Origin of the sequence: Pseudooceanicola profundi (assembly GCF_050897955.1) — a bacterium.
Classification (GTDB): Bacteria; Pseudomonadota; Alphaproteobacteria; order Rhodobacterales; family Rhodobacteraceae; genus Pseudooceanicola.
In genome coordinates this window covers 1,737,603-1,754,634 of the sequence record NZ_JBPAXZ010000001.1, presented here as the reverse complement: position 1 = coordinate 1,754,634, position 17,032 = coordinate 1,737,603, and the positions used below count along the sequence as shown (strand labels likewise).

Below are 17,032 nucleotides of genomic sequence, written 5' to 3'. Positions count from 1 at the left end.
GTCAGCCTCCCATCCGGGCTTCGAGCCGCGCAATCATCGAGGCAGAAACGCGCTCCGCATCCAGCTGGGCCAGAATCCGCGTTTTGACATCCTCGGGCATGCGGGCATTGGCCTGCACAAAGGTCTTGAGTTTGGCGCGACGCTCGGCGGTCAGTTCGACCAGTTCCCGGGGGGGCGCGGCCCCGGTTCCGCCGAGGCTTGCGGATGCGCTGTCGGTATCGACGGCAACAGGCTGTGACGCTCTGACCTTTATGCCGGGGCCAAGCAGGGGGGTGCGCCGAGAAACCACAAGCTGGCCGTCGAGGTCGGGGGCGCGGACCAGAACCTCATTGCCCTGCCGACGCAGCAGCGTCACCTGCAGAAGCTCCAGCCGGTTCTCGGCCCCGACGGTCAGAACGGTCTCTGCCGCATCAATGGCCGTCGCGGGCAGGCGTATGACATCAGTCAGCGGCGGCTCCGACACGGTCACGGTCACAAAATCGCCGGGCTTCAGGCCGCGCGGGGTCTCCAGCCGGGCAAAGATCATCCGGCCGCTCTGGCCTTCGGCGACATTGGCACTGTCGCGTGCGATTGTGCCTTCGCTGGACAGGGCGAGCCCCTGAACGTCCAGCGTGGCCGTGACACTGGCTGGAATCAGGCGGCCGTCAGCGTCGAGCAGCCGGGCATATTGCGAGGTCGAGACGCGAAAGCCGACCTCCAGCGCCTTGTCGTCGATGAGCAGGGCAAGCTGTTCGTTCATCGTGACCAGACCACCGGACACGACAGCGGTGTCGGTCAGCGTACCGTCGAATTCGGCGTAGAGGGTGGTGTCCTGAACCGCGCGCTCTGCTTCTCTGCGTGCGATCCGGGCCCGGTCAAGCGCTGTCTGAGAGGTTTCGACCTGGGTTTCGGCCTGTGCCAGCGACGTCCGCGCGGAGATGACGGATTGCCGCGCACTGGAGGCGGCCAGTTCCGCAGTCTCAACCAGCGCCTCGGTTCCGACGCCGCGCCCGCGCAGATCGTCCTGACGCTGAAAGGCGCGCTGGCGCAAGGTTGCCTGCTCTTCGGCAGCGGCCAGCGTGTCGCGGCCAAGGGTGACGCGCCGTTCCGCATCGCGCAGCGCGGTCTCTGCCGTTGCCACATCGTTGATCGCGCGTTCCAGATCGAACTGGGCATCTTCGGGGTCGATCCGCACCAGCATGTCCCCGGCGGAAACTGTCGCGCCATCCTCAAAGCGGTCCGAGACCTCGATGATCTCTCCCGCTGCGGCCGCGCGCAGCTCAAGCGTCCTGCGACTGCGCACCTGACCGTAAACCGTCAGCATTGGCAGCACCGTGTCGACCTCCGCTGCGACGACGTTCACGGTAAACTCGCGTTCCCGGCCCTGCGGCGCGCGCTGCTCTGAATTCAGGCGGGACTGGATCGCGTCGCGCACCATGCCTGCGGCCAGCAGAATGGTGCCCAGGCTTATCGAAATGAGGAACAGGCCAATCAGGCTATGTCGGATAAATCGCATATGTGAGGTCGTGAGCTCCGGTTCCGGCGGGACTGGGTTTGCACCATAGTACGCGGGTCTGACCGAATTCCGTCTAAATTTTCTGCGACCTTATTTCCGGCGCAGATGTTCGTCGAGACGCGGCATGATCTCAACGAAGTTGCAGGGCATGTGGCGGTAGTCGAACTGGTGGATCAGGATTTCGTCCCAGGCATCCTTGCAGGCGCCGGTGGAGCCGGGCAGGGCGAAGAGGTAAGTGCCGCCGGCGACGCCTGCCGTGGCGCGGCTCTGCACCGCCGATGTGCCGATCTTTTTCATCGAAACGATGGTGAAGATCGTGCCGAAGGCGTCGATCTCCTTTTCATAGACGTCGCGATGCGCCTCCACGGTCACGTCGCGCCCGGTCAATCCGGTGCCGCCGGTGGAGATGATGGCGTCAATTGCCGGGTCGGCGATCCAGTCGCGCAGCTGGGCCGCGATCCTGTCGCGGTCGTCGGTGGTGATGGCGCGGGCCGCCAGCCGGTGACCGGCGTCCTCGATCCGGGCGACCAGCGTGTCGCCGGAGCGGTCGTCCGCCAGGGTCCGGGTGTCGGAGACGGTGAGGACGGCGATCCCGATGGGGATGAAGGTACGTTCGGTCATCGGGGCTCCATCAGGGCGAGGCGGAGGGCGAGCAGGCCGAAGACCCCGGCGCTGACACGGCCCAGCCAGCGGGAGAAGGCGTCGGACCGCGCCAGACGATTGCCCGCGCCGCCGGCCAGATGACCCACCGCGCCGTTGATCACGAAGCCGCCGATCCCCAGCATCACGCCATAGACGAGGAATTGCGGCAGGATGGCATGGGTCGGGTCGATGAACTGCGGGATGAAGGCCAGCACGAAGAGGATGACCTTGGGATTGGTCAGATTGACCAGAAGCCCCTCGCGGAAGGCATGAGCGGGGGCGTCCTGCGGGATGTCGGACCGGCCTGCATTTAGCGATTTCATCGCCAGCCAGAGCAGATAGGCCACACCGATCCAGCGGATCACCGACAGGAGCGCGGGATGGGCGGCGATCAGCGCGGCGAGGCCCAGCCCGGCCACCAGCGCATGGACCATGGCGCCTGCCGATATCCCGGCAGAGGCGGCCCAGGCCGCGCGCGGCCCCCGGCGCAACCCCTGCGCAAAGCAGAACATCATGTCGGCGCCGGGTGTCAGGTTCAGGGCCAGCCCGGCAGGCAGGAAGGCCAGCATCAGCAGGGGATCGACGGGCAGCGTCATGTCAGGCGGGCCTTCAGCGAGAGCAGATCGGCCCATGCCTCCCGCTTTGCGTGGGGCTGTCGCAGCAGGTAGGCGGGATGGGTCATGGGCAGTGCGGGGCGGCCAAAGGCCTCCGCCCACTGGCCGCGCAGCTTGAGAATGCCCTGTTTTCCAAGGCCCGCACGGCAGGGGATATTGCCCATCAGCACAATCATCTGCGGGTTCACAAGCTCCACATGTTTCTGCACGAAGGGCAACATCATCGCGATCTCCTCCGGCTCCGGATCGCGGTTCTGCGGCGGGCGCCAGGGCAGGACATTGGTGATGTAGAGCGCCTCTTCGGGGCTTTCGGCCTGACGGTCGAGGCCGATGGCGGCAAACATCCGGTCGAGCAGCTGACCGGCGCGGCCGACGAAGGGGCGGCCCTCGCGGTCCTCCTCCCGTCCCGGCGCCTCGCCCAGCACCATGACGCGGGCCCCGGCGTGACCATCGGCGAAGACGAGGTTGCGGGCGCCGCGCTTCAGGGCGCAATGTTCGTAATCCGACAGGGCGGCGCGCAGGGCGTCGAGTGTGGTGGCCTGCGTCGCGGCAGCACGGGCGACCTCCACCGCGTCGATCTCCTTGCGTTCGATGACGGGCGGGGCCGCAGCGGTGGCGGCAGGTTTCGCGGGCTCTTTGTCGGCCAGAGCGAAGCGGTCGACGGGCGCGTCGGCTATGGCCTCGTCCACGCCGAGGTCCACCTGCCAGTCCAGCAGGGCAAAGTTGGTATGCCAGTCGAGAGCCGATTCCATGCGCAGAGCCTATCCCGCCGCGCGGGCAGTGGAAACTAGGGCTGGAAATCGGCCCCAGCGCCCGATAGTGACACTCAACACCAGATGCGCGGGAGGCGGGATATGGCATTCGTTACAGCTATCGAAAGAGACGATGAACGAGAAATCCGTTCGGTCCATCCGACGAATTTGAAATGCCAGATCGTAGTTGGTGAAGTGGCTGGCCAAAAATTGTTGCAACTGAATACCTACGGTTCGTCCGATCGCGAATTGCCCGGAAAGGTGAGCCAGACTCTTCAGTTCGGGGAAACGACGGCTAAGCAGCTTTTCGAAATTTTGCGAACCGAATTTGGATTGGGGAACTAAATGGCCGACGATCTTTTCAACTCCTTCATGAACGGGCCGGACGAAAAGGGCCGGTTCGGGGAATTCGGCGGGCGCTTCGTGTCGGAGACACTGATGCCGCTGATCCTTGATCTGGAAGCGGAATTCGAGAAGGCCAAGACCGATGACAGCTTCTGGGAGGAGATGGATTACCTCTGGAAGCATTACGTGGGCCGTCCGTCCCCGCTCTATTTCGCGGAACGGCTGACGGAGCAGCTGGGCGGCGCGAAGATTTACTTCAAGCGGGACGAGCTGAACCATACCGGTGCGCATAAGATCAACAATGTGCTGGGGCAAATTATTCTGGCGCGGCGGATGGGCAAGACCCGGATCATCGCAGAGACGGGCGCGGGCCAGCATGGTGTGGCCACGGCCACGGTCTGTGCCAAATTCGGGCTGAAATGCGTGGTCTACATGGGCGCGCATGATGTGCAGCGTCAGGCGCCCAACGTCTTCCGCATGCGCCTGCTGGGGGCGGAAGTTGTGCCGGTGACGAGCGGTCGCGGCACGCTGAAGGATGCGATGAATGATGCGCTGCGTGACTGGGTGACCAATGTGCGCGACACCTTCTACTGCATCGGCACGGTGGCGGGGCCGCATCCCTATCCGGCGATGGTGCGGGATTTCCAGAAGATCATCGGCAAGGAAGTGCGCTGGCAGCTGGCCGAGCATGAGGGCGAGGGCCGCCTGCCCGACACCGTCATCGCGGCCATCGGCGGCGGGTCGAATGCGATGGGTCTGTTCTACGATTTCCTTGACGAGCCTTCGGTCCAGATCATCGGGGTCGAGGCCGGTGGCAAAGGCGTGGACGCCAAGATGGAGCATTGCGCGTCGCTCACCGGCGGGCGTCCGGGGGTGCTGCATGGCAACCGGACCTATCTGCTGCAGGATGAAGACGGGCAGATCCTTGAGGGGTATTCGATCTCTGCCGGGCTCGACTATCCGGGGATCGGGCCGGAGCATTCCTGGCTGCATGACACCGGCCGGGCGCAATATGTCTCGGTCACGGATATGGAGGCGCTGGAGGCGTTCCAGCTGTCCTGCTCGACCGAGGGGATCATTCCGGCGCTGGAGCCCTGCCACGCGCTGGCGCATGTGATGAAGCTGGCGCCGACGCTGCCCAAGGACCATGTGATCGTGATGAACATGTGCGGACGCGGCGACAAGGATGTGCAGACGGTTGCGCGCTATCTCGGGTTCGATATGTCCGACACGGAGGGGCGCAGCGCCGAGTGACGGTGGCTGCCGGGGCGTGATGTCGGGGGCGTGATCCAAAGGCGCGCCTGCGGCGCATTCTATCAATGGGCGAGGGGCGCTGCCCCTCGCGCTCCCCGGGATATTTCCGGCAAGAAAAAGCAGGGCCGCCGGGGTGAGCGGCCCCGGGTTGGTCAGTAGGCGGTAAACTCGCCCTTCATAGCCATCATCAGGGATTTATGGGCCCATGTGCCGTAGCCGTTGCGGGCTTCGATCTCGCGGAGCTGGGCCACGGCGGCTTCGCGGTGGCCTTGCGTCAGCAGGCCCTGGGCCATGTAGCTGCGCGCGAGGATATAGTCGGGGTCGATGGCGAGCGCTTTGCGATAGGCCTGCATGGCGCCGTCCACGTCGCCCATCTGGCGCAGCGAGAAGCCGACATAGGTCAGGAAGCGGGGGCTGTCTTTGGCCTCTGCGCCCTCGATCACCTTGAGCGCCGATTCGGGGCGGCCGGCATAGGCGAGTTCGCGGACGGCCTCATAGCGCTGATCGTCGTCGAGGCCGAGCGAGGCGGATTTTACACATGCGCCCTTGTCCTTGTCGAAGACCTCTCCATCCGCGCATTTGGTTGTGGTTTCAGTAGGTTTCGGCGGGGTCGAGGAGTCGCCTGCGGCAAAGGCGGGCAGGGCGGCGAGGGGCAGGATCAGGGTGAGGGCAGTGGCAGTCAGGGTCTGGCGCATCGGGGCCTCCATTGGCTGTGTGCCTGGAAAGCCTAGCGGAGTTTTGTGTCGGTGGATGCGGTGTCCTCAATCGGGGATCTCATCCTCGGCATAATTGTTGAGGATCTCATAGGGCACCACGTCCATGGCGCTGCGATGGGTGCATTCCAGGCGGATGCGCGGGGCGCAGCCTTCGTCATGGGCCTGCAGGAAGCGGCTGGCGCAGAGGCACCAGCGGTCGCCGGGTTTGAGGCCCGGGAAACCGTATTGCGGGGCGGGGGTCGAGAGGTCATTGCCGACATAGGCCGAGAAGGCGAGGAATTCGGCCGTCATGATGGCGCAGACCGTATGGGAGCCGTGATCTTCGGCGCAGGTGTTGCAATGGCCGTCGCGGAAAAAGCCGGTGCGCGGGGTGTTGGAGCAGGGTTGCAGCGCATTGCCCAGGACATTGATCGGCGGGTATTTTTCCATTTTCGAGGTCCTTCTTTGGCTGGCTTAGCTGAGGCGGAACGGCGGTGCGGCGATAAACTGTCTGCCATGCGGGTCCATCTGGCCCAGGGGCAGGATCTCCGGTTCCGGTGCGCCCGTCCAGAGGGTGAGCCGGGCGCTGGCTAGTTTCTGATCCGGTGCGGCTTCGACCCAGAGGTGGGCAAGAGGGGTGTCGGGTGTGGCCCGCGTTGCCGCATCGGCCAGGGCGGCGCGGCAGGCGGCATCGGTGGAGGCCGGGAAATACTGCCAGGCAATGGTGTGGAAGACGAGATCGATCTGACCCGGGGTCGGGCGGGCAAGGCGCGCGTGCAGCCAGTCGCCGGCATCGCCACGGTCCACGACCGGCGTTGCGATGGTCAGGGCGGCGTCGAGCCGCGCCATCCGGTCGGCCTGATCGGGCCAGGTGTAGCTGCGCAGCCGCAGCCGCGCCTGCGGGTCGTCGGGGGAGAGCGGGTTGAGGTCAACGCCGCGACGGTCGGCAATGGTAAACGGGAGGTCCGGCGGCAGGGGGCCCTGCCAGTCCGGGGTGAGCGTGATGACCGGGTCTTGCGCGCCCCTTGTGGTCCCGACGGGCAGCGACAGGGCGTAGTGATCGAACCAGAGGTTCAGCCCGGCGGAAGCGCCCAGTTCTGACAGGCGCAGCGGCAGCCCGGGACAGCGTTCGGCCAGCAGGCAGGCGGCGGCGATCATGGCGGCGGAGCGGCGGACCTCATTGGTCTGAGGGGCGCTGTCGAGCCAGTGCAGGATCTCGGTCTGATGCCTGCCCATGGCGGCGCGAATGGCGGACCAGAGCGTCGTGTCGTCAACGGTGTTGGGCGGGTAGGCGGCGGTGAGGTCCGGGTGCAGATCCCGCAGCACCAGCGCATGCAGGGCGCCGGCAAAGCGCAGGACAATGGCGGCGCCGAGGGCTGTGGCATCGCCCGGCCAGCTTTGCAGCCGCCGTGTGATCTCGTGGTCCGGCGGCATGTTCCGCGCGCAAAGATGGAGCATCCGGTCCATGAAGGGCGAGCCAAGGCGGCCACAGGCACCGGCCTGGGCCACGAACAGCTCAGGCAGGGTCACCTGAATTTCTCGGCGAGCCGCTGAAGGGGGCTGCGGGTGTCGGGTCTGGCTGGCTCTTCCGGCGTGGTGCCCGGCGTGGTGGTTGGGGCGGTTTCGGCCTTGGGTTTGCTTGTCGAACTGCGGGGCGGGGCGGTTCGCAGGGCGACCGCATTCATAAAGCGGCCCGGGTCGCCTGCTGCAAGGTCAGGCGCGCCATCGCCGATGCCGCGCAGCAAGTCGTCCAGCCAGCCTTCCTCTGCCTTGGCGAAATCCGACAGGACATAGCCGGGAACGCGGTCCTTGTGACCGGGATGACCAATGCCGAGGCGGACGCGGGCATAGTCGGGCCCGATATGCTGGTGCATGGAGCGCAGACCATTGTGGCCGGCATGGCCGCCGCCCTGTTTGACGCGGAGTTTGCCGGGGGCGAGGTCGAGCTCGTCATGGAAGACAGTCACATCGGCAGGGGTGAGTTTGTAAAAGCGCATGGTTTCGCCGACCGATTGGCCAGAGAGGTTCATGAAGGTCATCGGTTTGAGCAGCAGGACCTTTTCCGTGCCGAGCGTGCCTTCGCTGATCTCGCCCTGGAATTTCGACCGGAAGGGCGGAAACCCATGATCCGAGGCGATACGGTCGATCGCCATGAAACCGATATTGTGGCGGTTGGCGGCATATTTCCCGCCCGGATTTCCGAGGCCGACGAACAGCTGCATGGGGTCTCCTCAGGTGAAGGCGCCGCGCGTTTTCAGGATGCGCAGCCGGGGCTTGTGGCGCGAGCGGTACAGGAGATTGGCCCATCCGACAACGAGAGGTGTCATTCCGCCGGCGTCGATCTCTATCTCGTCGATCAGCCGGGCGCCTGTCGGTGTCGCGATGACCCGGCCGATGTGGTTCCAGGTTTTGACGCCGCTGCCATGTTCGGAGGAGCGGAATTCACGGGCCGTATCGTCGAGATCGGTGATGACGATCCGGTAGTCCTGGGCGGGGAGGAGACCAAAGAGCGAGGTGCGGATCGTCATGTCCTGACCGGCGTACATGTTGCCGGAGGGCAGGCCCTCCATCTTCACCATGCGGGCGTTCATCTCGCGCAGGGCGTCGAGATCCTTGGTGACGGCCCACAGGGCATCGGGCGAGACGTCGTAATCGCTTTCCACATGAACCTTGCCGGGCATGGTGCGCTCCTTTCCCTCATGGTGGCATGTGGCGGGAGAGGCGGCAAGGGAGGCGCGCGGCGGGCCGGACATGAAAACGGCCCCGCTGGGGGGCCGTTTTGCATTCGGATGATCCGGGGGATCAGTCGTCGGACTTTTCGTTGATCGCTTCGACTTCGTCGGCTGCGACCTCTTCCTCGTCGTCGGAGGAGGACCCGCCGAGACCGGAGGGCGCCTGAATGTTGGCGATCACGAAATCGCGGTCGATCACGGGCTTGGCGCCTTCGGGCAGGGTCACCATCGAGATGGTGATGGTGTCGCCGATGTTGTGGCCTTCGAGGTCAACGGTGATGTGGTCGGGAATGTCACCGGCCACGACGTTGAGATCGACATCGGCGCGCACAACGGTCAGGACGCCGCCCTTGCGGATGCCCGGGCACTTGTCTTCGTTGATGAATTCAACCGGGATGTGCAGGTTCACACGAGAGGTCCGGCGCAGGCGCATCAGGTCGAGATGCGTCGGCAGGTCCTTGACGACGTCGCGCTGCACGTTGCGGCAGATGACGCGGACGTCTTCGTGGCCGTCGACCTTGAGGTTCCAGAGCGTCGCGAGGAAGCGCCCGGCCTTCAGTTTCTTCAGCAGTTCGTTGAAGGGGATCTGGATCGCGATCGGATCTGCATCACCACCATAAACAACACCCGGAACCATGCCAGCGCGACGCGCTGCGCGAGCGGCGCCCTTGCCCGTCCCCGCACGTTCCTGGGCTACGAGATCAGGAATTTCTCCAGCCATTTTCTATTCTCCTAATGGGTGCGGACATCCTCCAAGGCTGTATGCCCGCGTGAAGTGGCGCGATTACACGGATTCTGGGGATTTGCAAAGAGGAAATGGCGGGGGTGCGGAAAAGGCGGCGCCCTGCGGCGCCATTCCTTTTGTTTGCGCCCGTCCTGCGGACGGTCGCGGTGGCCTCCGGCGGGAGTATTTCTGCCAAGATGAAGGGGCTTGTCTTTTTGCGGGGCCAGGGATAGGCGCGGGGGCTTTCGGATTTGGAGGTAGAGGTCATGGGGCAGGCAGCTCTGGGTGTGGATTTTGGCACTTCGAATTCGGCGGCGGCGGTGCTGGAGGGCGGCGCGGTGCGGCGCTTTGCCATCGAAGCGGGGGCGGAGACCCTGCCGACGGCGGTGTTTTTTCCCGAAGGCGGCGGGATGCTGATCGGGGAGGCGGCGGGGGCGGCGCTGATCGCGGGCGAGGAGGGGCGCTACATGCGGGCGCTGAAATCCGTGCTGGGGACGCCGCTGTTTCACGAGAGCCGGCTGATCGGAGGGGCGCGGCGGACGCTGGCGGAGATTGTGACGGGTTTTCTGGTTTGCGTGCGGGAGCGGGCGGAGGCAGAGGCGGGGCGGGCCTTTCCGCGCGTCGTGTCCGGGCGGCCGGTGCATTTCCACACCCGCGATCCGGAGCGGGATGCCCAGGCGGAGGAGGATCTGCTGGGTTGTTATCTGGCGGCGGGGTTCGAGGAGATTTCGTTCCGGTTCGAGCCGGAGGCGGCGGCGCTGGCCAGCCGGGGGGATGCCGGCGAGACGGGGCTGATTGTCGATATCGGCGGCGGGACCTCTGATTTCACGCTGTTCCGGCGCGGGGCGGAGATTGAGATCCTCGGCAGCCATGGCATCCGGCTGGGGGGGACGGATTTCGACCGGTCAATCTCGCTGGCCTTCGCCATGCCGGAGCTCGGCATGGGCGGGGAGTTGCGGCGGGTGCTGGGCGAGGGGCTGCTGCCGGTGCCGCAGGCGATTTATGGCGATCTGGCGAGCTGGGCGATGATCCCGTTCCTTTATACGCCGGAGGTGGCGCGGTCGGTGGCCGATCTGGTGGCCCATGCGGTGGAGCCTGTGAAGCTGCGGCGGCTGCAGACGGTGATCCGCGACCAGCTGGGGCATGATCTGGCCTTTGCGGTGGAGCGGGGCAAGATCGCGGCCAATGGCGGCGTGGCCGGGGCGGCGATCGACATGGGCGTGGTGGAGCGCGGGCTGCGCGTGCCGGTGTCGGAAGGCGGGGTGGCGCGGGCGCTGGAGGCGGCGCGGGAGCCGTTGCGCCATGCGATTTACGAGGTGCTGATGGCGGCGGGGGTGACGCCTGCCGGGGTGGATCATGTGATCCTCGTTGGCGGGTCGAGCCTGATGAAGATGGTGGTCGATGAGGTGCGGGCAGTCTGCCCCGGCGCCAAGGTCAGCCGGTCGGAGGCCTTTACCGGCGTGGTGGACGGGCTGGCGATCGCCGCAGCCTGAGCCGCGGCGGGGGCGGCGGATCAGACCCAGTCGCCGGAAAAGCCCGCCGGAACCAGGATATTGTCGCGGTTGACCGTCTTGATATCGCGGGCGCCGGTGAAGGCCATGGCGATGTCCATCTCCTTGCGGATGACCTCCAGCGCGGCGGTCACGCCGGCCTCGCCCATGGCGCCCAGACCGTGGATGAAGGCGCGGCCGATGAAGGTGCCCTTGGCGCCCATGGCCACGGCCTTGAGCACGTCCTGACCGGAGCGGATGCCGCTGTCGAGGTGAACCTCGACATCGCCGCCCACGGCCTGAAGGATCGGGTCGAGCGCGCGGATGGAGCTGAGTGCGCCGTCCTGCTGACGTCCGCCGTGGTTCGACACGATGATGGCGTCGCAACCGACGTTCCGGGCCATGATGGCGTCTTCGGGGTCGAGAATGCCCTTGAGGATGACGGGACCGCCCCAGAGCGATTTGATCTCTTCGATCTTCTTCCAGTCGAGCGCCGGGTCGAATTGCTGCGCGGTCCATTCGCCAAGGCGGGAGGTGTCCTCCACGCCGGAGACATGGCCGACGATATTGCCGAACTGGCGCCGCTTGGTCTGCAGCATCTCGATGCCCCAGGTCCATTTGGTCATGAGGTCCGCGATGACGGCGGGGGTCAGTTTCGGCGGGGCGGAGAGGCCGTTCTTGAGGTCCTTGTGGCGCTGGCCCAGGATCTGCAGGTCCAAAGTGATCACCAGCGCCGAGCATTTTGCATCCTTGGCTCGCTGGATCAGGCGTTTCAGATAGTCCTGATCCTTCATCGTGTAGAGCTGGAACCAGAAGGGTTTGGTCGTATGTTCGGCCACGTCCTCGATGGAACAGATGGACATGGTCGACAGGGTGAAGGGGACGCCGAATTTCTCTGCCGCTTTGGCCGCCTTGATCTCTCCATCCGCGCGTTGCATGCCGGTCAGGCCGACGGGGGCAAGGGCCACGGGCATGGCGACCTTCTGGCCGATCATCTCTGTCTCAAGCGTGCGGCCGGTCATGTCGACGGCGACGCGCTGGCGCAGGCGGATATCCTGAAAATCGGAGGTGTTTTCGCGGAAGGTCTGCTCCGTCCAGGAGCCGCTTTCGCAATAGTCGTAGAACATCTTGGGGGTGCGCCGCTTGTGCAGGCGCTTGAGGTCGTCAATGCAGGTGATGACGGGCATGGTGGCCTCCCCCCCCCGGTGATCAGGCGCGGTGTGTGCCGTCAGCCAGAGATTTTACGAAAGTGGCTACATCCGCCACGCTTTTGCCCTGGGCAATTTCGCTGACAATGGCAGAGCCGACAACGGCGCCATCCGCGATGCCTGCGATGGCCTGGGCGGTCTCCGGTGTACGGATGCCGAAGCCAACCACGATGGGCAGATCGGTCTGGGCTTTGATCCGCGCAACTTCGGGGCCGACGACATCGGCCTGTGCCTCGGCAGAGCCCGTGATGCCGGTGATCGATACGTAATACACAAAGCCGGAGGTGTTCTGCAGCACTTTGGGCAGGCGATTGTCATCTGTGGTGGGCGTGGCCAGCCGGATGAAGTTCAGCCCGGCCTTCTGTGCGGGGATGCAGAGCTCGTCATCCTCTTCGGGCGGCAGATCGACGATGATCAGCCCGTCAATCCCGGCGTTTTTCGCATCGGCCAGGAATTTATCGACGCCACGGCTGTAGACCGGGTTGTAATAGCCCATCATGACAATCGGCGTCTCGGCATCGAATTTGCGGAATTCCGTCACGAGGTCGAGCGTCTTCTGCAGGGTCATGCCGCCGGCCAGGGCGCGCTGGCCCGCCAGTTGTACGGCAGGGCCGTCCGCCATCGGATCGGTGAAGGGCAGGCCAAGTTCGATGATATCGGCGCCGGCGCCGGGCAGAGCCTTCATGATGTCCAGAGACGTGGCCACATCCGGATCGCCAGCCATGACGTAGGCCACAAAAGCCTTTTTGCCTTCGGCGCGGAGTCGGTCGAATGTCGCGTCGATACGTGTCATGAAAGCTCTCTCCTTATGCCGCTGCCTTGTGGGCGTGATCCGACTTGCCGCATGGGGGCGGCGGGGTCAATGGGGAAGCATGTCAGCGGTCAGCGGAGCCGTTCGACGACGTAGTCCGCCAGATCGGACAGAAGCCCCCTGAGACGATGGTCCGGAAGCGGGGCAAGGGCGGCCTTGGCGCGGTCGGCCCAGTCCAGTGCCGTGTCGCGTGTGCTTGCCAGGGCTCCATGGCGGTCCAGCAGATCGCGCGCGGTGATCAGGTCGTCGTCGGTCTGCCGGCCTTTTTCGATCGTGCGCCGCCAGAACGCCATCTCGTCCTCATCGGCGGCAGCAACGGCGCGGATCAGCGGCAGGGTCAATTTGCGTTCCCGGAAATCATCGCCGACGTTTTTGCCGGTCTTGTCCATATCGCCCTGCCAGTCCAGCAGGTCATCGGCCATCTGAAAGGCGATGCCAAGCGCGTCGCCATAGTCGAACAACGCCCGGACCTGATCCGGGGATGCGCCGGCGATTTCCGCTCCGGCCTCGGTCGCGGCAGAGAACAGCGCGGCGGTCTTGCCGCGCACGACGGTCAGATAGGTGTCTTCGGTGGTGGCCAGATCCTGGGCGGCGCTCAGCTGCAGCACCTCGCCCTCGGCAATGGTCGCGGCGGCATCCGACAGGATCGACAGCACGCGGAGATTGCCCGGCTCCACCATCAGCTGGAAGGCGCGGGCAAACAGATAGTCGCCGACCAGAACCGAAGATTTGTTGTCCCACAACAGATTGGCCGTCGGACGGCCCCGGCGCTGGCTGCTTTCGTCGACGACATCGTCATGCAAAAGCGTCGCGGTGTGGATAAACTCGACCGTCGTTGCCAGGTGGATGTGCCAGGGCCCCGCATATCCGCAGAGCCGTGCCGCCGCGAGGGTCAGCATCGGGCGGATACGCTTGCCGCCGGCCTCGACCAGATGCGCTGTGACTTCGGGAATCCGGGGCGCGTATTTCGACGCCATACGTTCGCGGATCAAAGAACTGACCGCGCTCAGGTCATCCGCCAGCAAGGCGGCGATGGCCTCGTGTGGTTTTTCGACGGGTTTGTCCAAGCCCGTTGCCCTCTGCCGTGCCCTCGACAACGCCGGGGGGTAGCCTTAAATCCAGATCATGAAACAGGTTCTCCGCACGACCAATCTGGCTGACATGGCTTTTGCCCGCGCGCTGCTTCAGGGCGAGGGTATAGACTGCTTTGAAATGGACGTAAACATGAGCATCCTCGAAGGGTCCTTGGGCGTATTGCCGCGCCGTCTCATGGTGGGCGATGAGGATTACGACCGGGCCGCGCGAACCTTGGTCGATAATGGGATCGACCGGGGCCTATGACAGCTGAACTGACGCCTGAGCTGACGCAGGACAAGTTTCTGGGCGGGCGGATAAAACTCTGGCAGCCGGCGCGCGGATACCGGGCCGGTGTCGACCCGGTCTTTCTTGCCGCCAGCATCAATGCCCGCGCCGGGCAGAGCGTGCTGGATCTGGGCTGCGGCGCGGGTGCGGCTTCTTTGTGCCTCGGCGCGAGAGTTGACGGGCTCCGCCTTGTCGGACTTGAACGGCAGGCCGCCTATGCGGAACTGGCCAGACGCAACGCGGTCGAAAATGCTGCCGATTTCGACGTGGTAGAGGGCGATCTGTCCGATATGCCGCCAGCGCTCCGGCAGCAGCGGTTCGATCATGTGATGGCGAACCCGCCCTATTTCCTTCGCAGCGCAAGCGTGGCCGCGACGGATGCGGGGCGAGAGGGCGCGCTGGGTGAGGACACGCCGCTGATCAACTGGGTTGAAGCGGCGGCAAAGCGCTGTGCGCCGGGCGGCACGGTCACGTTCATCCACAGGGTGGCCCGGCTGCCGGAGCTGATCACAGAATTTCACAGATTGCTCGGCTCGGTCGAACTTGTGCCTCTGATTCCCCGTATCGGCAGAGAATCGCAACTTTGTATCGTCAGGGCACGTAAGGGCGGGCGGGCAGAGTTTCGGATACGCCCCGGTCTGATCGTGCACAACGACACGGCACATAGCTGTGACAAAACCGACTACAGCCCTGATGCAGCACGCATTCTTAAAGATGCGGCAGCGATGCCTTTTCTGGACAACCCTGTGGAGAATTAACGTTTACGTAACCCTGTCGGCAGATGCTCGCGCGTGCAGCGTGACAGAAATGTAAAGTTGTGGTCCAATTCACTTACCGCCAACAGAGAGGAGTTTACGATGAGCTTGAGTTCCCACCTGGAAGAACTGAAGAAGAAGCACGCATCTCTCTCGGCCGCCGTGGAACATGCACAGCGGTCGCCAAGCGTCTCGACGCTTGAAATCACTCAGTTGAAGAAACAGAAACTCAGACTCAAAGAGGAAATCTCGCGGCTGTCCTGACCGCGTTTTCCTAAGGTTCAGCCCGCCCGTCCGGCACGGATCTGGGGCGGGCAAAGCTGGCGCGCGCGGCAATTGCCGCGCCGCCCGTGATGAGAAGCGCAGCCAGTATCAGCCGCGGCGATGCAGGGGCGAGACCGGCCATGATCAGAATCAGGGTCGACAGGAGCGGGGCGGAATAGGACGCCACGCCAAGCAGCTGGATATCCCCGCGCTTTACCCCGACATCCCAAGTGTAGAAGGCCAGTCCAACCGGACCGAGCCCTAGCCCTGCCACCGACAGCCAGGACACGGTCCGGTCGGGCCAGACCGTGTCTTCCAGCGCCAGATGCAGAATGGCCGACAGCAGGGCAGTGATCAGGCAAAAGACGGTCACGGCGCTGGTCGGCACTGCGCCGAACCGGCGCGACAGGATCGAATAGCCGGACCATGTCAGGGCACAGGCGAGGGCCAGCAGATAGCCGAACAGATGTTGCGGGTCGATGCTGGCGCCGTCCCCGGCGATGATCAGCGCGGCCCCGGCGAATCCTGCCAGTGCCCCGATTGCATGGCCCGCGCGCAGCTTCTCCTGTGGCAGGAGGCCGGAGAACAGCACAATCAGCAGCGGCCAGAGATAGGCGATCAGCCCCGCCTGAGCCGGTGGCGCGGATCGGAGTGCGGCGAAATAGAGGGCGTGATACCCGAAAAGCCCGGCAACCCCAAGCAGATAGGCCAGCGGCGGTATCGCGCGAAGCGTGGCGAACTGCCCGGTCGCGGCCGTCCAGATCAGGCCGATCGTTCCGCCAATCGCAAAGCAAAGCGCGTTGAGCTGAAGCGCCGGAACAGGCGTGCTGCCCACAGTCAGAATGGCAAGAAGCGCCCAGAGTAGGACAGAAACGAACCCGATCAGTGTGGCCTTGCCGCGCGACATGAGCCGCTTGTCGGCAAAGCGCCGGGTGCCGTCAATACGAAACCTGCGGCGCGCCTTTATCGCGCCCGGTTTTGTGCCGGACGCGACAGGTGCAGAGTGTCAGACGAAAAACTGGCCGCCATTGGCCGTGATCGTCGAGCCGTTGATGAACCCGGCATCATCGGCCGTCAGGAAAACGACGCAGCGGGCAATTTCTTCGGGCTCGCCCAGCCGGCCGGTCGGGATTTGGCTGATGATCGCATCCCGCACCTTTTCGGGGACCGCCATGACCATGTCGGTGGCGATATAGCCGGGGCAGATCGCATTTGCCGTGATCCCCTTGGCCGCGCCTTCCTGCGCCAGCGATTTTACAATGCCAAGGTCACCGGCCTTGGTCGCCGCATAATTCACCTGACCGAACTGGCCTTTCTGACCATTGATCGAAGAGATGACCACGATCCGGCCGAATCCACGCTCGCGCATGCCGGGCCAGACGGGATGGACGGTGTTAAATACGCCCGTCAGATTGGTGTCGATGACCTGATGCCATTGTTCGGGGGTCATTTTGTGGAACGGCGCATCGCGGGTGATCCCTGCATTGGCCACCACGATGTCGATGGGGCCCAGATCAGCCTCGACCTTGGCGATCCCTTCTTTAGAGGCCTCGTAGTCGGCGGCGTTCCATTTATAAGTCTTGATGCCGGTCTCTTCGGTGAAAGCGGCGGCGGCGTCGTCGTTGCCTGCATAGGTCGCCGCAACGGTATGTCCGGCCGCTTTCAGGGCTTTTGAAATGGCGGCGCCGATCCCACGGGACCCGCCGGTGACGAGTGCTGTACGTGCCATGTGTCTCCTCCAGAAAAATGTCTCGGTAACGCTGTTACTCATTTACGCAGAAATTCGCAACAATATTACTCTTGCATTTCCATCCTTATCCGTATGGTTTCAGGTTCCTTCGGAGGTTTGCATGTCTGGTGACGCTTGGGAAAGGGGCTCTGGCGAAATA

General features: G+C 64.5%; 21 protein-coding genes. 6 read left to right on the top strand and 15 right to left on the bottom strand.

Going from position 1 to position 17,032, the window contains the following annotated elements; all coding sequences use genetic code 11:
• Position 1 precedes the first annotated feature (1 nt).
• The 4 genes from ACRARG_RS08705 to ACRARG_RS08690 all read right to left on the bottom strand — a co-directional run bounded on the left by ACRARG_RS08705 (position 2) and on the right by ACRARG_RS08690 (position 3,503).
• Positions 2 to 1,495: an efflux RND transporter periplasmic adaptor subunit gene (locus tag ACRARG_RS08705; protein ID WP_432689622.1), complete on the bottom strand. Its 1,494-nt coding sequence runs from the start codon at positions 1,493 to 1,495 to the stop codon at positions 2 to 4.
• A gap of 90 nt (positions 1,496 to 1,585) precedes the next feature.
• Complete coding sequence (gene moaB / locus ACRARG_RS08700) at positions 1,586 to 2,116, bottom strand: molybdenum cofactor biosynthesis protein B (protein WP_432689621.1); 531 nt, start codon at positions 2,114 to 2,116, stop codon at positions 1,586 to 1,588.
• Positions 2,113 to 2,733 (bottom strand): LysE family translocator, encoded by a 621-nt coding sequence (locus ACRARG_RS08695; RefSeq protein ID WP_432689620.1) that lies wholly within the window; start codon positions 2,731 to 2,733, stop codon positions 2,113 to 2,115. Before ACRARG_RS08695 ends, moaB begins: the two co-directional genes overlap by 4 nt.
• Positions 2,730 to 3,503, bottom strand: a complete 774-nt coding sequence (locus ACRARG_RS08690; protein WP_432689619.1) for a uracil-DNA glycosylase — start codon at positions 3,501 to 3,503, stop codon at positions 2,730 to 2,732. Before ACRARG_RS08690 ends, ACRARG_RS08695 begins: the two co-directional genes overlap by 4 nt.
• 102 nt (positions 3,504 to 3,605) lie before the next feature.
• Between ACRARG_RS08690 and ACRARG_RS08685 the strand changes: the two genes are divergently transcribed.
• Both ACRARG_RS08685 and trpB read left to right on the top strand, forming a co-directional pair.
• Positions 3,606 to 3,848 carry a hypothetical protein gene (locus ACRARG_RS08685; protein ID WP_432689618.1) on the top strand — a complete coding sequence of 81 codons (243 nt, stop codon included), beginning with the start codon at positions 3,606 to 3,608 and terminating at the stop codon, positions 3,846 to 3,848.
• The gene (gene trpB / locus ACRARG_RS08680) at positions 3,849 to 5,102 is read left to right on the top strand and encodes a tryptophan synthase subunit beta (protein WP_432689617.1); all 1,254 of its coding nucleotides are present in this window, start codon (positions 3,849 to 3,851) and stop codon (positions 5,100 to 5,102) included. It begins immediately after the preceding gene.
• Positions 5,103 to 5,254: 152 nt separating this feature from the next.
• On the opposite strand, the gene ACRARG_RS08675 is transcribed toward trpB, so the two are convergent.
• The 6 genes from ACRARG_RS08675 to ACRARG_RS08650 all read right to left on the bottom strand — a co-directional run bounded on the left by ACRARG_RS08675 (position 5,255) and on the right by ACRARG_RS08650 (position 9,250).
• Positions 5,255 to 5,797 carry a tetratricopeptide repeat protein gene (locus tag ACRARG_RS08675; RefSeq protein ID WP_432689616.1) on the bottom strand — a complete coding sequence of 181 codons (543 nt, stop codon included), beginning with the start codon at positions 5,795 to 5,797 and terminating at the stop codon, positions 5,255 to 5,257.
• 66 nt (positions 5,798 to 5,863) lie between these two features.
• Positions 5,864 to 6,247, bottom strand: coding sequence for a DUF2237 family protein (locus tag ACRARG_RS08670; protein ID WP_432689615.1), 384 nt, complete (start codon positions 6,245 to 6,247; stop codon positions 5,864 to 5,866).
• Between the two features lie 24 nt (positions 6,248 to 6,271).
• A complete protein-coding gene (locus ACRARG_RS08665) occupies positions 6,272 to 7,327 on the bottom strand; it encodes a DUF2332 domain-containing protein (RefSeq protein ID WP_432689614.1) in 1,056 nt (351 codons plus the stop codon).
• Entirely contained in the window at positions 7,324 to 8,019 is a 696-nt protein-coding gene (gene pth / locus ACRARG_RS08660; protein WP_432689613.1) for an aminoacyl-tRNA hydrolase, read from the bottom strand. Before pth ends, ACRARG_RS08665 begins: the two co-directional genes overlap by 4 nt.
• Positions 8,020 to 8,028: 9 nt before the next feature.
• Complete coding sequence (locus tag ACRARG_RS08655; RefSeq protein ID WP_432689612.1) at positions 8,029 to 8,478, bottom strand: Rv1443c family protein; 450 nt, start codon at positions 8,476 to 8,478, stop codon at positions 8,029 to 8,031.
• A 121-nt stretch (positions 8,479 to 8,599) separates the two neighbouring features.
• A complete protein-coding gene (locus ACRARG_RS08650; RefSeq protein ID WP_432689611.1) occupies positions 8,600 to 9,250 on the bottom strand; it encodes a 50S ribosomal protein L25/general stress protein Ctc in 651 nt (216 codons plus the stop codon).
• Between the two features lie 269 nt (positions 9,251 to 9,519).
• Here ACRARG_RS08650 and ACRARG_RS08645 point away from each other — a divergent pair, with 269 nt between their 5' ends.
• Positions 9,520 to 10,746: an Hsp70 family protein gene (locus tag ACRARG_RS08645; RefSeq protein WP_432689610.1), complete on the top strand. Its 1,227-nt coding sequence runs from the start codon at positions 9,520 to 9,522 to the stop codon at positions 10,744 to 10,746.
• A 20-nt stretch (positions 10,747 to 10,766) separates the two neighbouring features.
• Here the strand turns inward: ACRARG_RS08645 and ACRARG_RS08640 are convergent, their stop codons facing one another.
• The 3 genes from ACRARG_RS08640 to ACRARG_RS08630 form a co-directional block, all read right to left on the bottom strand.
• A complete protein-coding gene (locus tag ACRARG_RS08640) occupies positions 10,767 to 11,930 on the bottom strand; it encodes an alpha-hydroxy acid oxidase (protein WP_432689609.1) in 1,164 nt (387 codons plus the stop codon).
• A 22-nt stretch (positions 11,931 to 11,952) separates the two neighbouring features.
• Positions 11,953 to 12,744, bottom strand: a complete 792-nt coding sequence (gene trpA / locus ACRARG_RS08635; protein ID WP_432689608.1) for a tryptophan synthase subunit alpha — start codon at positions 12,742 to 12,744, stop codon at positions 11,953 to 11,955.
• An 89-nt stretch (positions 12,745 to 12,833) separates the two neighbouring features.
• On the bottom strand, positions 12,834 to 13,829 hold the full coding sequence (locus ACRARG_RS08630) for a polyprenyl synthetase family protein (protein WP_432689607.1): 996 nt from the start codon (positions 13,827 to 13,829) through the stop codon (positions 12,834 to 12,836).
• 58 nt (positions 13,830 to 13,887) lie between these two features.
• On the opposite strand from ACRARG_RS08630, the gene ACRARG_RS08625 reads away from it, so the two are divergent.
• The 3 genes from ACRARG_RS08625 (at position 13,888) to ACRARG_RS08615 (ending at position 15,143) form a co-directional block, all read left to right on the top strand.
• The gene (locus ACRARG_RS08625) at positions 13,888 to 14,103 is read left to right on the top strand and encodes a putative signal transducing protein (protein ID WP_432689606.1); all 216 of its coding nucleotides are present in this window, start codon (positions 13,888 to 13,890) and stop codon (positions 14,101 to 14,103) included.
• Positions 14,100 to 14,882 (top strand): tRNA1(Val) (adenine(37)-N6)-methyltransferase, encoded by a 783-nt coding sequence (locus tag ACRARG_RS08620; RefSeq protein ID WP_432689605.1) that lies wholly within the window; start codon positions 14,100 to 14,102, stop codon positions 14,880 to 14,882. Before ACRARG_RS08625 ends, ACRARG_RS08620 begins: the two co-directional genes overlap by 4 nt.
• A 99-nt stretch (positions 14,883 to 14,981) precedes the next feature.
• Positions 14,982 to 15,143: a YdcH family protein gene (locus tag ACRARG_RS08615; RefSeq protein ID WP_432689604.1), complete on the top strand. Its 162-nt coding sequence runs from the start codon at positions 14,982 to 14,984 to the stop codon at positions 15,141 to 15,143.
• Between the two features lie 10 nt (positions 15,144 to 15,153).
• Here the strand turns inward: ACRARG_RS08615 and yddG are convergent, their stop codons facing one another.
• Complete coding sequence (gene yddG / locus ACRARG_RS08610) at positions 15,154 to 16,050, bottom strand: aromatic amino acid exporter YddG (protein ID WP_432689603.1); 897 nt, start codon at positions 16,048 to 16,050, stop codon at positions 15,154 to 15,156.
• Between the two features lie 99 nt (positions 16,051 to 16,149).
• Complete coding sequence (gene phbB, locus ACRARG_RS08605) at positions 16,150 to 16,872, bottom strand: acetoacetyl-CoA reductase (RefSeq protein ID WP_432689602.1); 723 nt, start codon at positions 16,870 to 16,872, stop codon at positions 16,150 to 16,152.
• Positions 16,873 to 17,032 lie beyond the last annotated feature (160 nt).

Excerpts from the sequence above, each read along its gene's own strand:
- trpB (WP_432689617.1), top strand. The coding sequence starts at position 3,849 with ATGGCCGACGATCTTTTCAACTCCTTCATGAACGGGCCGGACGAAAAG.
- ACRARG_RS08685 (WP_432689618.1), top strand. The coding sequence starts at position 3,606 with ATGGCATTCGTTACAGCTATCGAAAGAGACGATGAACGAGAAATCCGT.
- ACRARG_RS08645 (WP_432689610.1), top strand. The coding sequence starts at position 9,520 with ATGGGGCAGGCAGCTCTGGGTGTGGATTTTGGCACTTCGAATTCGGCG.
- ACRARG_RS08640 (WP_432689609.1), bottom strand. The coding sequence starts at position 11,930 with ATGCCCGTCATCACCTGCATTGACGACCTCAAGCGCCTGCACAAGCGG.
- ACRARG_RS08615 (WP_432689604.1), top strand. The coding sequence starts at position 14,982 with ATGAGCTTGAGTTCCCACCTGGAAGAACTGAAGAAGAAGCACGCATCT.
- moaB (WP_432689621.1), bottom strand. The coding sequence starts at position 2,116 with ATGACCGAACGTACCTTCATCCCCATCGGGATCGCCGTCCTCACCGTC.
- ACRARG_RS08625 (WP_432689606.1), top strand. The coding sequence starts at position 13,888 with ATGAAACAGGTTCTCCGCACGACCAATCTGGCTGACATGGCTTTTGCC.
- ACRARG_RS08705 (WP_432689622.1), bottom strand. The coding sequence starts at position 1,495 with ATGCGATTTATCCGACATAGCCTGATTGGCCTGTTCCTCATTTCGATA.
- yddG (WP_432689603.1), bottom strand. The coding sequence starts at position 16,050 with ATGTCGCGCGGCAAGGCCACACTGATCGGGTTCGTTTCTGTCCTACTC.
- ACRARG_RS08695 (WP_432689620.1), bottom strand. The coding sequence starts at position 2,733 with ATGACGCTGCCCGTCGATCCCCTGCTGATGCTGGCCTTCCTGCCTGCC.
- ACRARG_RS08690 (WP_432689619.1), bottom strand. The coding sequence starts at position 3,503 with ATGGAATCGGCTCTCGACTGGCATACCAACTTTGCCCTGCTGGACTGG.
- ACRARG_RS08655 (WP_432689612.1), bottom strand. The coding sequence starts at position 8,478 with ATGCCCGGCAAGGTTCATGTGGAAAGCGATTACGACGTCTCGCCCGAT.
- ACRARG_RS08670 (WP_432689615.1), bottom strand. The coding sequence starts at position 6,247 with ATGGAAAAATACCCGCCGATCAATGTCCTGGGCAATGCGCTGCAACCC.
- ACRARG_RS08620 (WP_432689605.1), top strand. The coding sequence starts at position 14,100 with ATGACAGCTGAACTGACGCCTGAGCTGACGCAGGACAAGTTTCTGGGC.
- pth (WP_432689613.1), bottom strand. The coding sequence starts at position 8,019 with ATGCAGCTGTTCGTCGGCCTCGGAAATCCGGGCGGGAAATATGCCGCC.
- ACRARG_RS08675 (WP_432689616.1), bottom strand. The coding sequence starts at position 5,797 with ATGCGCCAGACCCTGACTGCCACTGCCCTCACCCTGATCCTGCCCCTC.
- trpA (WP_432689608.1), bottom strand. The coding sequence starts at position 12,744 with ATGACACGTATCGACGCGACATTCGACCGACTCCGCGCCGAAGGCAAA.
- phbB (WP_432689602.1), bottom strand. The coding sequence starts at position 16,872 with ATGGCACGTACAGCACTCGTCACCGGCGGGTCCCGTGGGATCGGCGCC.
- ACRARG_RS08650 (WP_432689611.1), bottom strand. The coding sequence starts at position 9,250 with ATGGCTGGAGAAATTCCTGATCTCGTAGCCCAGGAACGTGCGGGGACG.